Here is a 13,109-nt window from a genome sequence, read left to right on the forward strand (position 1 = left end):
GCGCTACGCGGGATAAAACACGTCGTGATAGCGCACGTCGCCCGATGGCGGCGGTGCCGATTCGTCGAACGACAATGCGAGGAAATACTCGGGCGGCACGCCCGGAAACACGATGCCGTCACGCGGTTCGAACCCGAAACGCGCATAGTACGCCGGCTCCCCGAGCACGACGCAGCCGCGCGCGCCGAGCCGGCGCAGCGCGTCGAGCCCCGTGCGCACGAGCCCCGCGCCGATGCTCTGCCGCTGGCAGTCGGGCAGCACCGCGAGCGGCGCGAGTCCATACCATTGCTGGCTGCCGGACGGCGCGCCGCCGATCGCCACCGGCGAGAACGCGACGTGGCCGATGACGCGCCCGTCGCGCTCCGCGACGAGCGACACGCTCAGCGCGCCGTCCGCGCGCAGCGCATCGACGATACGCTGCTCGAACTGCCCGCCCTGCGGCTCGCCCGCGAACGCCGCGCGGATCACGCGGCCGATCGCGTCGGCCTCGCTCGCGCGTGCGTCGCGCAGCGTGACGACCTCGACCGGCGCGTGCGGATCGAACATCATCGGGATCAGCCGATCCAGCGGCGTGCGTTGCGGAACACGCGCATCCACGGGCTCGCTTCACCCCAGCCTTCCGGATGCCAGCTCATCGTCACCGTACGGTGCACGCGCTCCATGTGCGGCATCAGCACCGAGAAGCGGCCGTCGGCCGTCGTGACCGACGTGATGCCGGCCGGCGAGCCGTTCGGGTTGAACGGATAACGCTCGGTCGCCTCGCCGCGGTGGTCGACGTATCGCATCGCAACCGCGACGCGATCGATGTCGCCCTGCTGCGAGAAATCCGCATAACCTTCGCCGTGCGCGACCGCGACCGGAATCCGCGAGCCTTCCATCCCCGCGAAGAAGATCGACGGCGACTTCTCCACTTCGACGAACGAGAAGCGCGCCTCGAACTGCTCGGACTTGTTGCGCGTGAACTTCGGCCACGCTTCCGCGCCCGGGATCATCGACGCGATGCTCGACAGCATCTGGCAGCCGTTGCAGATGCCGAGGGCGAACGTGTCGGGGCGCGCGAAGAACGCCGAGAACATGTCGGCGAGGTTCGCGTTGAAACGAATCGTCTTCGCCCAGCCTTCGCCCGCGCCCAGCACGTCGCCGTACGAGAAGCCGCCGCACGCGACCGCACCCGCGAAATCGGCGAGCGTCGCGCGACCGGCGAGCAGGTCGCTCATGTGCACGTCGTGCGCGTCGAAGCCCGCACGGTCGAACGCGTAGGCCGTTTCCAGGTGCGAGTTCACGCCCTGCTCGCGCAGGATCGCGACGCGCGGCCGCGCGCCCGTCGCGATGAACGGCGCGGCGATGTCGTCGGCCGGATCGAAGCTCAGCACCGGCGAGATGCCCGGATCGGCCGCATCGAGCAGCGCGTCGTATTCGGCGTCCGCGCAGGCGGGGTTGTCGCGCAGGCGCGCGATGCGCCAGCTCACTTCGCTCCACGCGCGATGGAGTTCGGCACGCGGCGCGTCGAAGATCTTCTTCGCGTCGCGGTACACCTCGATCACGTCGCGGTCGTTGACCGAGCCGATCACGTGCGAGCACGCCGACAGGCCGAACTCGCGCAGCGCGCCGAGCACCGCGTCGCGGTCGGCCGCCCGCACCTGCACGACGGCGCCGAGTTCTTCCGAGAACAGCGCGCGCAGCGTGCGGTCGTCACGACGGCCGCTCGTCTGCTTCGCCCAGTCCTTCGCGTCGCCGTAGTCGGATTCGTGGTTCGGGTCGAGCGTCAGCATGTCGACGTTCAGCGACACGCCGGCGTGGCCCGCGAACGCCATTTCGCACACCGTCGCCCACAGGCCGCCGTCCGAGCGGTCGTGGTACGCGAGCAGCTTGTCTTGCGCATTGAGCGACTGGATCGCGGTGAAGAAGCGCTTCAGGTCTTCGGCGTCGTCGACGTCCGGCGTCGTGTCGCCGACCTGCTGCGTGACCTGCGCGAAGATGCTGCCGCCCATCCGGTTCTTGCCGCGGCCGAGATCGATCGCGATCAGCACGCTGTCGCCCGCGTCGGCGATGCGGCGCAGTTGCGGCGTCAGGTGACGGCGCACGTCCTCGACCGGCGCGAACGCGGAGATGATCAGCGACACCGGCGACACCACTTCCTTCGCGACGCCCTGCTCGTCCCACTTCGTCTTCATCGACAGCGAGTCCTTGCCGACCGGGATGCCGATCCCGAGTGCCGGGCACAGCTCCATGCCGATCGCCTTGACCGTGTCGAACAGCGCGGCGTCCTCGCCGGCCGTGCCGCACGCGGCCATCCAGTTCGCCGACAGCTTCAGCTTGTCGAGCGACGCGATCGGCGCGCTCGCGATGTTCGTGATCGCCTCGCCGACGGCCATGCGGCCCGACGCGGGCGCGTCGATCACCGCGAGCGGCGTGCGCTCGGCCATCGTCATCGCCTCGCCCTTGAAGCCCGCGTAGTCGAGCGCGGTCACCGCGCAGTCGGCCACCGGCACCTGCCACGGGCCGACCATCTGGTCGCGCACCGACGTGCCGCCGACCGAACGGTCGCCGATCGTGATCAGGAACGACTTGCTGCCGACCGTCGGGTGCTTCAGCACGTCGATCGCGACTTCCGACAGCGCGATGCCCGTCACGTCGACCGGCGCGCGCTCGGTCGTCACGCGCGTGACGTCGCGATGCATGCGCGGCGGCTTGCCGAGCAGCACTTCCATCGGCATGTCGACCGGGTATTCGTCGGCGCCCGTCGCTTCGTCGTCGACCAGCTTCAGCTGGCGCTCGTCGGTCGCGACGCCGACCACCGCGAACGGGCAGCGCTCACGCGCGCAGATCGCCTCGAAGCGCGGCAGGTCGGCCGGCGCGATCGCCAGCACGTAGCGCTCCTGCGCTTCGTTCGACCAGATTTCGCGCGGCGACAGGCCCGATTCCTCGAGCGCGACCTTGCGCAGTTCGAAGCGCGCGCCCTTGCCCGCGCCGTCGACGATTTCCGGGAACGCGTTGGACAGGCCGCCCGCGCCGACGTCGTGGATGCTCAGGATCGGGTTTTCCGCGCCGAGCTGCCAGCAGCCGTTGATCACTTCCTGCGCGCGCCGCTCGATTTCCGGGTTGCCGCGCTGCACGGAGTCGAAGTCGAGCTCGGCCGTGTTCGCGCCGGTCGCCATCGAGCTCGCCGCGCCGCCGCCCATCCCGATCCGCATGCCGGGGCCGCCGATCTGGATCAGCAGCGAGCCGGCCGGCACGTCATGCTTGTGCGTATGCTGATCCGCGATGTTGCCGAGGCCGCCCGCGATCATGATCGGCTTGTGATAACCATGCACCTTCCCGCCGACGTTCTGCTCGTACACGCGGAAATAGCCGCCAAGGTTCGGGCGGCCGAATTCGTTGTTGAACGCGGCGCCGCCGAGCGGGCCGTCGATCATGATCTGCAGCGGCGACGCGATGCGGTCCGGACGGCCGTACGGGCCGTGCGCGTCGTTCGGGTTGCGCTCGCCGACCGGCTGCGCCGCGTCACGTGCGTTTTCCCACGGCTGGCGGGCGTCCGGCAGGTCGAGGTTGGACACGGTGAAGCCCGTCAGGCCGGCCTTCGGACGCGCGCCGCGGCCCGTCGCGCCTTCGTCGCGGATCTCGCCGCCCGCGCCGGTCGCCGCGCCCGGGAACGGCGAGATCGCCGTCGGGTGGTTGTGCGTCTCGACCTTCATCAGCGTGTGCGTGAGCTCGGTATGGCGGCCGTAGCGCTCGCCCGGCTCGCCGGCCGCGCCCGCGTTGCGCGGGAACCAGCGCTCGGCTTCGGCGCCGACCATGATCGACGAGTTGTCCGAATACGCGACGATCGTGCCCTGCGGGCTCAGTTTTTCGGTGTTGCGGATCATCGCGAACAGCGACATGTCCTGTGCTTCGCCGTCGATCGTCCACTGCGCGTTGAAGATCTTGTGGCGGCAGTGTTCGCTGTTCGCCTGCGCGAACATCATCAGCTCGACGTCGGTCGGGTTGCGTTCGAGCTTGCGGAACGCGTCGACCAGGTAGTCGATCTCGTCGTCGGCGAGCGCGAGGCCCAGCTCGACGTTCGCGCGCTCGAGCGCGCCGCGGCCGATACCCAGCACGTCGACGGTCGACAGCGGCTTGGCCGGCAGTTCGTCGAACAGGTGCTTCGCGTCGTCGCGCGCCGCGACCACGCTTTCGGTCATCCGGTCATGCAGCGCGGCCGCGACGGCCGCGCGCGCGTCGTCCGACAGCGCCTTCTTGCCGCCGAGCAGGCCCGACTTCAGCGTGACCGTGAATTCGACGCCGCGCTCGATGCGGCGCACGTGCGTGAGGCCGCAGTGCTGCGCGATGTCGGTCGCCTTGCTCGCCCACGGCGAGACGGTGCCGAAGCGCGGCAGCACGACGAAGGTCTCGGTGGCGCCCTTCTCGCTCGCCGGCTGGAACGGCGCGCCGTAGTGCATCAGCGCGTCGATGCGCGCGCTGTCGTCGGCCGACAGCGGCTCGGCCGCATTGACGAAGTGCAGGAACTGGCCGCGCACCGCGACGATGTTGGCGTCGATTTGCCTGAGCGTGTCGAGCAGACGGGTTTGACGGAAATCGGAGAGGGCCGAAGCGCCGGGAAAACACGAGAAGTGAGCCATGGGCTGGACTGACGTCGATGAGTCGCGCGAGGTGGCGACGTGGGGCGAAAGGAAGGCCGTAATTATACCCGGAAGTCGGGCGCCCAAGACCGGCGATCGGTCGTCCGCATGCACCGCGACGGTGCCCCGGGTGCGTGCCGCGCGCGGCCGCCCGCCAGGCCGGCCCGCGCGGGTGCGCTGGCAGGCCGCCGTGGTGCGACCGCACGGCGCATGTTCGCCCGCCGCCGGTTCCGGCGCTTTTGGCGCTATCATTCCGGGTTCACCGGGCCGGGGGCCTCAGCGAATTTTCACCGGGCAGCGTGCGCGCCACCCGTCATCGAAGCAATCTCCATGGATGTCATCGTCATCGGCGGCGGAATCAGCGGCGTCGCCACCGCCTACCAGCTGCGCGCGGCCGGCCATCGCGTCTGCGTGGTCGAACGCCACGCGACCGTCGCGCAGGGGGCGACCTACGGCGACGGCGGCGCGCTGCTGCCGAGCCCGCTCGACGTCTGGTTCGGCCCGACCTTCATGCGCCAGCGCCAGCCGCGCGACAGCGGCATCGTCTACAAGCCGGGCCTCAACGGCGGCGTCCGCCGCTTCGTCAAGCAGCTCGGCACGCTGCGCGAGCCCGACGCGTTCGCCGCGCAGTACGCCCGGCTGCGCCCGCTGATCGACGCATCGCGCGACACGCTCGCCGACATCGAGGCGCGCCTCGAACTCGAATTCGAGCAGAAGCCCGGCATCCTGCACGTGGTGCGCGACCCGCGCGACTGGGATGCGCTGCAGCCCGCGCTCGACCTGCTGCGCACGCTCGACCAGCCGTACCGCACGCTCACCGCCGCCGAATGCGCGGCGCTCGAACCGTCGGTACCGGCCGAGCCCGGCTTCGCCGGCGGCGTGCTGCTCGAAACCGAGCGCACCGGCAACTGCCCGCTGTTCGCGAAACTGGTCAAGCAGACGCTCGACGAGCACGGCGTGCAGTTCCGCTTCGGCGCGGACGTCGCCGCGATCCGCGTCGACAGCGGCCGCGCCGCGGTCGAGCTCGCGCCGTCCGGCAACCGGACCGCGGCCCAGGCGCGCGAGGTCGACGTGATTTCCGCCGACGCGATCGTGGTCGCCGCCGGCGCCGGCAGCGTACCGTTGCTCGAACGGCTCGGCTGGCGCCTGCCGCTGCACCCGGTGCGCGTCCACACGCTCACCGCGCCGGTCGCGTACGAGGAACACGCACCGCACCTGAGCGTCGTCGATTCGATCAAGCGGATCTCGATCACGCGCACCCACCAGCGGCTGCGCGTCGGCGGCGGCGCCGTGCTGCAAAGCCTCGCCGACACCGCGAAGCCGCTCGCCGAGCCGCTGTCCGAGGCCGCGCTCGCGCTGCTCGGCCAGGCCGTTCACGACTGGGTGCCGGGCGCCGCGAGGATTTCGGCCGCGCTGTCGTGGCAAGGCATGCAGTTGCTGTCGCCGGACGGCCTGCCCGTCGTGGGTCCGACCCCGCATCCGCGCGTGTTCGTCAACTTCGGCCATGGCCCGACCGGCTGGGGCCTCGCGTGCGGGTCTGCTAAAGTGGTGACCGACTACCTGGGCGGCGACGCCCGGCAGTGGCCCGCCGACACGCTCGCCGCGCTCGGCACCGGCCGCTTCACCCCCTGACCGCCACGCGGGCTCGTCCCGTGGCGGCATCCTTGCCAGCCGCCACGATCCCGCGATGACCGTTACCCGCCCGCTTCCCGATTCCGACCCGATCGCGCTGCTGCGCGTCGCCGACCTGCGCGCGGCCGAAGCCGACGCCGCCGCGGCGCTGCCGCCGCACACGCTGATGGGCCGCGCGGGCGCCGCCGCCGCGCACTGGCTGTCCGAGCGCGTCGCCGGCGACGACCGCCCCGTCTGGTTCGCGGTCGGCCCCGGCAACAACGGCGGCGACGCGCTGGTGGCCGCCGCGCACCTCCAGCAGCTCGGTGTCGCGACGCAGGCGTGGATGCCGGTACCGGTCAAGCCGGACGACGCGCAATGGGCGCTCGGCCTCGCCCGCACGGCCGGCGTGCCGCTGTCGGCCACACCGCCCGCCTCGCTGGACGAATACGCGTGGGTCGTCGACGGGCTGTTCGGCATCGGTCTCGGCCGCGCGCTCGACGGCGCATTCGCCGAGCAGGCCGCGCGGATCGCCGCGCATGCGCGCAACGGCGGCCGGGTGCTCGCCCTCGACGTGCCGAGCGGGCTCGACAGCGATACCGGCCGGATCGTCGGCGCGGGTGTCGCCGTCGCGGCCACCCACACGCTCACCTTCATCGGCGCGAAACCGGGCCTCTACACGGGCGACGGCCGCGACCTCGCCGGCGCGATCGACATCGCATCGCTCGACGTCGCGCCGCCCGCCGCGCCGGCCATCGTGCTGAATGCGCCCGCGCGGTTCGTGGCGGCGCTGCCCGCGCGCGCGCATTCGTCCCACAAGGGTACGTACGGCAGCCTGGCGGTGCTCGGCGGCGATACCGGCATGTGCGGCGCGCCGATCCTGGCCGCGCGCGCCGCGCTGTTCGCCGGCGCCGGCAAGGTGCACGTCGGCTTCCTTGGCGCCGGCGCGCCGCCGTACGACCCGCCGTTCCCCGAACTGATGCTGCACCCGGCCGACGGCCTCGATCTCGATGCGATGACCGCGCTCGCCGCCGGCTGCGGGCTCGGTATGCGCGAGGCCGCGGCGACCCTCGTGCGCGATGTGCTCGCGCACGCCGCCGCGACGCTGCTCGATGCAGACGCGCTGAACCTCGTCGCGACGCACGCGGATCTCGCGGCCGCCGTCGCCGCCCGCGGCGCGCACGGCCATCCGTGCGTGCTGACGCCGCATCCGCTCGAAGCCGCGCGGCTGCTCGGCGGCGACACGGCCGCCGTGCAGCGGGACCGCGTCGCGGCCGCGCAGGCGCTTGCCACGCGTTATGCGGCGATCGTCGTGCTGAAAGGCTCGGGCACGGTGATTGCGGCACCCGACGGCCGCGTGACGATCAACCCGACCGGCAACGCGGCGCTCGCCACGGGCGGCACCGGCGACGTGCTCGGCGGCCTGATCGGCGCGCTGCTCGCGCAGCGCGTCGCGCCGTACGAAGCGGCGCTCGCGGGCGTCTACCTGCACGGGCTCGCCGCCGACACGCTGACCGCGAACGGCATCGGCCCGGCCGGGCTCACCGCGGGCGAACTCGCGCCGATGGTCCGCACGCTGATCAATCGCCTTTTTTATCCGTCGCCGCGCGCCGACACGTAACGCCGCTATACTGACTGCCCCGCCGCACGGCGGGCCCTCTCGTCCGCCGGCCTTCCGATCCCGATGAGCCGGCGCGGCATTCCTCCCGATTCACGCTTCACTCGAACCGCCATGACGCTGAATTCGCTCCCCGCCTGGACTGCCCTTCAATCCCACTTCGAACAGATCCGTCACGCCCGGTTGCGCGACTGGTTCGCGCCGGAAAACGACCGTGCGCCGACCCGCGCCGAACGCTTCACGATTCCGGGCGGCGGTCTCGCGGCCGATTTCTCGAAGAACCGCATCGACGACGAAACCCTGCGCCTGCTCGTGCAGCTCGCACGCGACGCAGGTGTCGAAGCGCGCCGCGACGCGATGTTCGCGGGCGAGATCGTCAACCCGACCGAAGGCCGCGCCGCGCTGCATACCGCGCTGCGCGCGACCGACCCGCAAGCGCCGTTCCACGCGCAGGTGAGCGCCGAGCGCGCGAAGATGGCAACCTTTGCGCGCGCCGTGCGCAGCGGCACCTGGACGGGCTACACGGGCAAGCGCATCCGTCACGTGATCAACATCGGCATCGGCGGTTCCGATCTCGGCCCGAAGATGGTCGTGCATGCGCTGCACCACGTCGCGACGCCGGAAATCTCGACCCACTTCGTGTCGAACGTCGACGGCGCCGATCTCGCGCGCGTGCTCGAACAGGTCGATCCCGAGGAAACGCTCGCGATCATCGTGTCGAAGACCTTCACGACGCTCGAGACGATGACGAACGCCCGCTCGCTGCGCGACTGGTTCGTCGCGCGCGGCTGCCCCGAGGACGCGCTGTCGAAGCACTTCGTCGGCGTGTCGGCGAACCCGGCCGAAGTCGTGAAGTTCGGCATCGCCGCGGACAACGTGTTCGAAATGTGGGACTGGGTCGGCGGTCGCTATTCGCTGTGGTCGGCGGTCGGCCTGTCGATCATGATCGCGATCGGCCCCGAGCAGTTCGACGAACTGCTGGCCGGCGCGAACGACATGGACCGCCATTTCCGCGAAGCGCCGCTGGAACGCAACCTGCCGGTGCTGCTCGGCCTGATCGGCATCTGGTACCGGAATTTCTTCGGTTCGCAGAGTTATCTCGTCGCGCCGTACTCGGAAGCGCTGCACTACCTGCCGTCGTACCTGCAGCAGCTCGAAATGGAGAGCAACGGCAAATCCGCGCGCCTGGACGGCACCTTCGTCGATTACCCGACGTCGGCCGTCACGTGGGGCGAGCCGGGCACCAACGGCCAGCATGCGTTCTTCCAGATGCTGCACCAGGGGCCGACGATCGTGCCGATCGACTTCATCGCGGTGCTGACGCCCGAGCATCCGCTCGCGAGCCATCATCCGAAGCTGCTCGCGAACTGCTTCGCGCAGAGCGAGGCACTGATGCTCGGCCGCACGCTCGACGAAGCGCGCAAGATCGCCGGGCCCGGCAAGGAGGCGCTCGCGCCGCACCTGACGTTCCCCGGCAACCGCCCGACCACGACGCTGCTCGTCGATGCGCTGACGCCGCGCACGCTCGGCGCGCTGATCGCGCTTTACGAACACAAGGTGCTCGTGCAGGCAACGGTGTGGGACATCAATCCGTTCGACCAATGGGGCGTCGAGCTCGGCAAGATTCTCGGCAAGGTGGTCGAGGCCGACCTGTCGGCCGAGTCGGTCGATCCGGCGAAGCACGACTCGTCGACCACTGCGCTGATCGAGCGCGCCCGCGCGGCGCTGAAGCGCTGACGCGACGGCGTCATGCCCGTGGCGGCCGCGCGGCCCACCCTGCGCGGCAGGCAGAACGATTCACGCGTGGCGCTATGCCGTATGCGGTGTGACGATACGGCCGGTGTCGAGCGTCACGGTCGTCTCGCAGCGGCGCGCGAGTTCGGCATCGTGCGTGACGAGCACGAGCGTGGCGCCGTGCGTGCGGTTCAGTTCGAACATCAGGTCGATGACCGCATGGCCCGTCGCCGCGTCGAGACTGCCGGTCGGCTCGTCGGCGAACAGGACCGCCGGGCGCGTGACGAACGCGCGCGCGAGTGCGACGCGTTGCTGCTCACCGCCCGACAACAGCTTCGGGTAATGCGCGGTGCGTTCGCCGAGCCCGACCTGCACGAGCAGCGCGCGGGCCCGGTCGGCTGCCTCGCGCGCGCTGATGCCGCCCCGCAGCTCGAGCGGCAGCATCACGTTCTCGAGCGCCGTCAGGTGCGGCATCAGCTGGAACGACTGGAACACGAACCCGACCGCGCCGTTGCGCAGCGCGGCGCGCTCGTCCTCGTCGAGCTGGTCGAGCACGCGGCCGAGCAGGCGAACCGTGCCGCTCGTCGCGCTGTCCAATCCCGCAAGCAGGCCGAGCAGCGTCGATTTGCCCGACCCGGACGCGCCGACGATCGCGAGGCTGCTGCCCGGCTGCACCGCAAGCGTGATGCCGTCGAGGATCGTCAGCTCGCCCGTCGCATCGGCGACCCGCTTGCATACGTCATGGACTTCGATGATCGGATCGGTAATCTTGAACATGAACACGACATTTCGCTGGAAAAGACGCACGGCGCTCGCCGCGCTGCTGGGCACCCTGTTTGCCACCACGCTACCGGCACACGCCGCGACGACGCCGACATCGGGCCAGCCCGTGATCGCCGTGCTCGGCGACAGCCTGTCGGCCGAATACGGGCTGCCGCGCGACACCGGCTGGGTGGCCTTGCTGCGGCAGCGGCTCACGACCGAGCGAATCGATTATAGCGTCGCGAACGCCAGCGTCAGCGGCGACACCACGAGCGGCGGCCGTGCGCGGCTGCCCGCGGTGCTGCAGCGGCTCAAGCCGTCGATCGTCGTCGTCGAACTCGGTTCGAACGATGCGCTGCGCGGCGTGCCGCTCGCGACGACCGAGCAGAACCTGCGCGACATCATCGCCGACGCGCGACGCGCACAGGCCCGCGTCGTCCTGGTCGGCATGTACGTGCCACCCAACTACGGCCCCGACTACACGCAGAAGTTCCACGCCGTCTATACGCGACTGTCGAAGGATCTCGGCGTGCCGCTCGTGCCGTTCCTGCTGGCCGGTATCGAGAACAAGCCCGAGATGTTCCAGGCCGATCAGATGCATCCGTCGCAGCAGGCGCAGGGCGTGCTGCTCGACAACGTGTGGCCGGCGCTGAAGCCGCTGCTCGGCAAGCCGCGCGGCTGACGCCGCCGCCCGGCCGGAAAACGAAAAGCCCCGCTCGAAGCGGGGCTTTTTGTTGCGTGCGAAACGATGCTCAGTCGTCGCCGTCCTGCTTCTGGCTGGACGGCGAACCGTACAGCTTGACCTTAGAGCGATCGCGCAGCGCGCTCAGATAGGCCTCGCCTTCGCTCTGTGCATCGACTTGCGCCATCTGCTGCTGCGCGGCCGCCAGTTGCTGAGGATCGACCGCCGAACCGGGGATCACCGCGTTCACGCGGTAGATCGCATAGCCATCCGCGCCGAGATCGACCCCGACGTAGGCCGGCAGCGTCTTCGCATCGACCTTGTAGACGGCGCTCAGCGCAGCCGGCGTCAGGCCTTGCGACTGCGTGCGCGACACCTTCTGCGCAGCCGAGAACCCGTCGGCCGATTTCGACTTCTGCAGTTCGGCGAGCTTCGCCGCGCCATCCTTCTTCGCGAGTTCCGCAGCCTGCTCGGCGACGACCTTCTGACGCACGACGTCCTTGATCGCGTCGAGCGCGGGCACGGCCGCCGGCTTGTAGTCGGTCACGCGCGCCGAGATCAGCGTGTTGTTGCCGACGTCGATCGCCTGCGTGTTGTTCCGGTTCTTCACCGAGTCGTTCGCGAACACGGCAGCCAGGAACTTCGGATTGTTCAGCGGGCTCGTCGGCGGCAGCTGCGGATTCGGCGTCGGCGTGACGGTGGCCGTCTGGATCGTCAGCTTGTACTTGTCCGCGGCCGGCTGCAAAGTTTTCGCCTTTTCGTAGACGGTCGACGTGAAGCCTTCCGCGTTGTCCGTGAACGCCTTCGACGCGTACTGCTGCTTCAGGTCGGCCGCGATCTGGTCCTTCACGTCCGCGAACGGCTTCACGGCCGCCGGCTTCACTTCGGTCGCCTTCAGGATGTGAAAGCCGAGATCCGACTGCACGACGCCGCTCACGTCACCCTGCTTGAGCGCGAACGCGGCATCGTCGAACGCCTTGCCGCCGGCCGTCGAGCCGCGCGTGATGAAGCCGAGGTCGCCGCCCTTCGCCGCCGACGGCGCGTCCTGCGAGTTCTTCTGCGCGATCTGCGCGAACTGGTCCGGATGCGCCTTCACGTCGGCGAGCAGTTGCTCGGCCTTCGCCTTGGCCGCTGCCTTGTCGGCCGCGCTCGCGCTGCCCGGTGCGGCGATGAAGATGTGGCTCACGCGCACCTGCGCTTCGGTGCGGAAATGCGTCGGGTTGTCGTCGTAGAACTTCTTGATGTCCGCGTCGGTCGGCTGCGCGCTCGCGGCGGCCGCGGCCGGCGAATAGACGAGGTACTGGATCGTCGCGGTCTCCGGCGTCGCGAAGCTCTGCTTGTGCGCGTCATAGTACGCGGTGAGCTGCGCGTCGGTCGGCTGGACCTTCGCGGCGAAGTCGCTCGTCTTCAGCACGAGCGCCTGCACTTCGCGCTGCTGCGCGGCGAGTTCGGACAGGCGTTGCGCGAGGCTCTTCGGCGTGAACGCGCTCGACACGATGCTGGCCGGAATCTGCTGCAGCGCGAGGCTGTAGCGCACGCGCTCCTGATACTGCTCGGGCGTCATCCCCTGGAACGACAGCAGCTGCGCATAGCGCTCGACGTCGATCGAGCCGTCGGGCTTCTTCAGCGACGCGATCATCGGGTCGCTCATCAGTGCGTCGCGCACGGCATTGTCCGATGCGGTCAGGTGCAGACGTTGCGTCTCGTCGGCCAGCACGCGTTGCTGGATCAGGCCGTCGAGCACCTGCTTGCGATGCTCGGGCGTATCGAACATCTTGATGTCGAACTGCCCGCCGAGTGCCTGGCGCGCCTGGTCGATCTGCTGGCGGAACGCGCCGTCGAATTCGACCCGCGTGATCTTGTGCCCGTTGACTGCCGCGACGTTCGCACTATCGTCGAAGAAGCCGCGGAAGCCTTGGATCCCGACGAAACCCAGCCCCGGCAACACGATCAGGAGCAGGAGCGCCATCATCAGGCGCTGGTGATTACGGAAGAAATCGAGCATGCGTGACGGGAAAATTGGACAAAACGCCCGATATTACAACATACGGGGTGGGACGGGAGAAAAGCGGCGACGCCCGCG

At 69.9% G+C, this 13,109-nt stretch carries 8 protein-coding genes; 4 read left to right on the forward strand and 4 right to left on the reverse strand.

What is annotated here, in order from left to right:
• Positions 1-3: 3 nt before the first annotated feature.
• The gene (locus VXM69_RS29775; protein ID WP_034188980.1) at positions 4-549 is read right to left on the reverse strand and encodes a GNAT family N-acetyltransferase; all 546 of its coding nucleotides are present in this window, start codon (positions 547-549) and stop codon (positions 4-6) included.
• Between the two features lie 5 nt (positions 550-554).
• Positions 555-4,619 (reverse strand): phosphoribosylformylglycinamidine synthase, encoded by a 4,065-nt coding sequence (purL, locus tag VXM69_RS29780; RefSeq protein WP_124608912.1) that lies wholly within the window; start codon positions 4,617-4,619, stop codon positions 555-557.
• A 330-nt stretch (positions 4,620-4,949) separates the two neighbouring features.
• On the opposite strand from purL, the gene VXM69_RS29785 reads away from it, so the two are divergent.
• From VXM69_RS29785 to pgi, 3 genes are all read left to right on the forward strand, one after another.
• Positions 4,950-6,251: an FAD-dependent oxidoreductase gene (locus VXM69_RS29785; RefSeq protein ID WP_367189683.1), complete on the forward strand. Its 1,302-nt coding sequence runs from the start codon at positions 4,950-4,952 to the stop codon at positions 6,249-6,251.
• 55 nt (positions 6,252-6,306) lie between these two features.
• Positions 6,307-7,851 (forward strand): NAD(P)H-hydrate dehydratase, encoded by a 1,545-nt coding sequence (locus tag VXM69_RS29790; protein ID WP_034188763.1) that lies wholly within the window; start codon positions 6,307-6,309, stop codon positions 7,849-7,851.
• A gap of 111 nt (positions 7,852-7,962) precedes the next feature.
• Positions 7,963-9,585, forward strand: a complete 1,623-nt coding sequence (gene pgi / locus VXM69_RS29795; protein WP_059561747.1) for a glucose-6-phosphate isomerase — start codon at positions 7,963-7,965, stop codon at positions 9,583-9,585.
• A gap of 72 nt (positions 9,586-9,657) precedes the next feature.
• Here the strand turns inward: pgi and VXM69_RS29800 are convergent, their stop codons facing one another.
• Complete coding sequence (locus tag VXM69_RS29800; protein WP_034188765.1) at positions 9,658-10,359, reverse strand: ABC transporter ATP-binding protein; 702 nt, start codon at positions 10,357-10,359, stop codon at positions 9,658-9,660.
• Here VXM69_RS29800 and VXM69_RS29805 point away from each other — a divergent pair.
• Positions 10,358-11,026 (forward strand): arylesterase, encoded by a 669-nt coding sequence (locus tag VXM69_RS29805; protein ID WP_069706465.1) that lies wholly within the window; start codon positions 10,358-10,360, stop codon positions 11,024-11,026. The two genes, VXM69_RS29800 and VXM69_RS29805, sit on opposite strands and share 2 nt — an antisense overlap.
• A gap of 70 nt (positions 11,027-11,096) precedes the next feature.
• On the opposite strand, the gene VXM69_RS29810 is transcribed toward VXM69_RS29805, so the two are convergent.
• Complete coding sequence (locus VXM69_RS29810) at positions 11,097-13,031, reverse strand: SurA N-terminal domain-containing protein (RefSeq protein ID WP_034188767.1); 1,935 nt, start codon at positions 13,029-13,031, stop codon at positions 11,097-11,099.
• Between the last annotated feature and the right edge of the window lie 78 nt (positions 13,032-13,109).

It is taken from the genome of Burkholderia sp. Ed8 (assembly GCF_040761425.1).
Lineage (GTDB): Bacteria > Pseudomonadota > Gammaproteobacteria > Burkholderiales > Burkholderiaceae > Burkholderia > Burkholderia seminalis.

What these genes read in the sequence shown, in the direction of transcription:
- VXM69_RS29775 (WP_034188980.1), bottom strand. Translation starts at nt 549, where the DNA reads ATGATGTTCGATCCGCACGCGCCGGTCGAGGTCGTCACGCTGCGCGAC.
- purL (WP_124608912.1), bottom strand. Translation starts at nt 4,619, where the DNA reads ATGGCTCACTTCTCGTGTTTTCCCGGCGCTTCGGCCCTCTCCGATTTC.
- VXM69_RS29785 (WP_367189683.1), top strand. Translation starts at nt 4,950, where the DNA reads ATGGATGTCATCGTCATCGGCGGCGGAATCAGCGGCGTCGCCACCGCC.
- VXM69_RS29790 (WP_034188763.1), top strand. Translation starts at nt 6,307, where the DNA reads ATGACCGTTACCCGCCCGCTTCCCGATTCCGACCCGATCGCGCTGCTG.
- pgi (WP_059561747.1), top strand. Translation starts at nt 7,963, where the DNA reads ATGACGCTGAATTCGCTCCCCGCCTGGACTGCCCTTCAATCCCACTTC.
- VXM69_RS29805 (WP_069706465.1), top strand. Translation starts at nt 10,358, where the DNA reads ATGAACACGACATTTCGCTGGAAAAGACGCACGGCGCTCGCCGCGCTG.
- VXM69_RS29800 (WP_034188765.1), bottom strand. Translation starts at nt 10,359, where the DNA reads ATGTTCAAGATTACCGATCCGATCATCGAAGTCCATGACGTATGCAAG.
- VXM69_RS29810 (WP_034188767.1), bottom strand. Translation starts at nt 13,031, where the DNA reads ATGCTCGATTTCTTCCGTAATCACCAGCGCCTGATGATGGCGCTCCTG.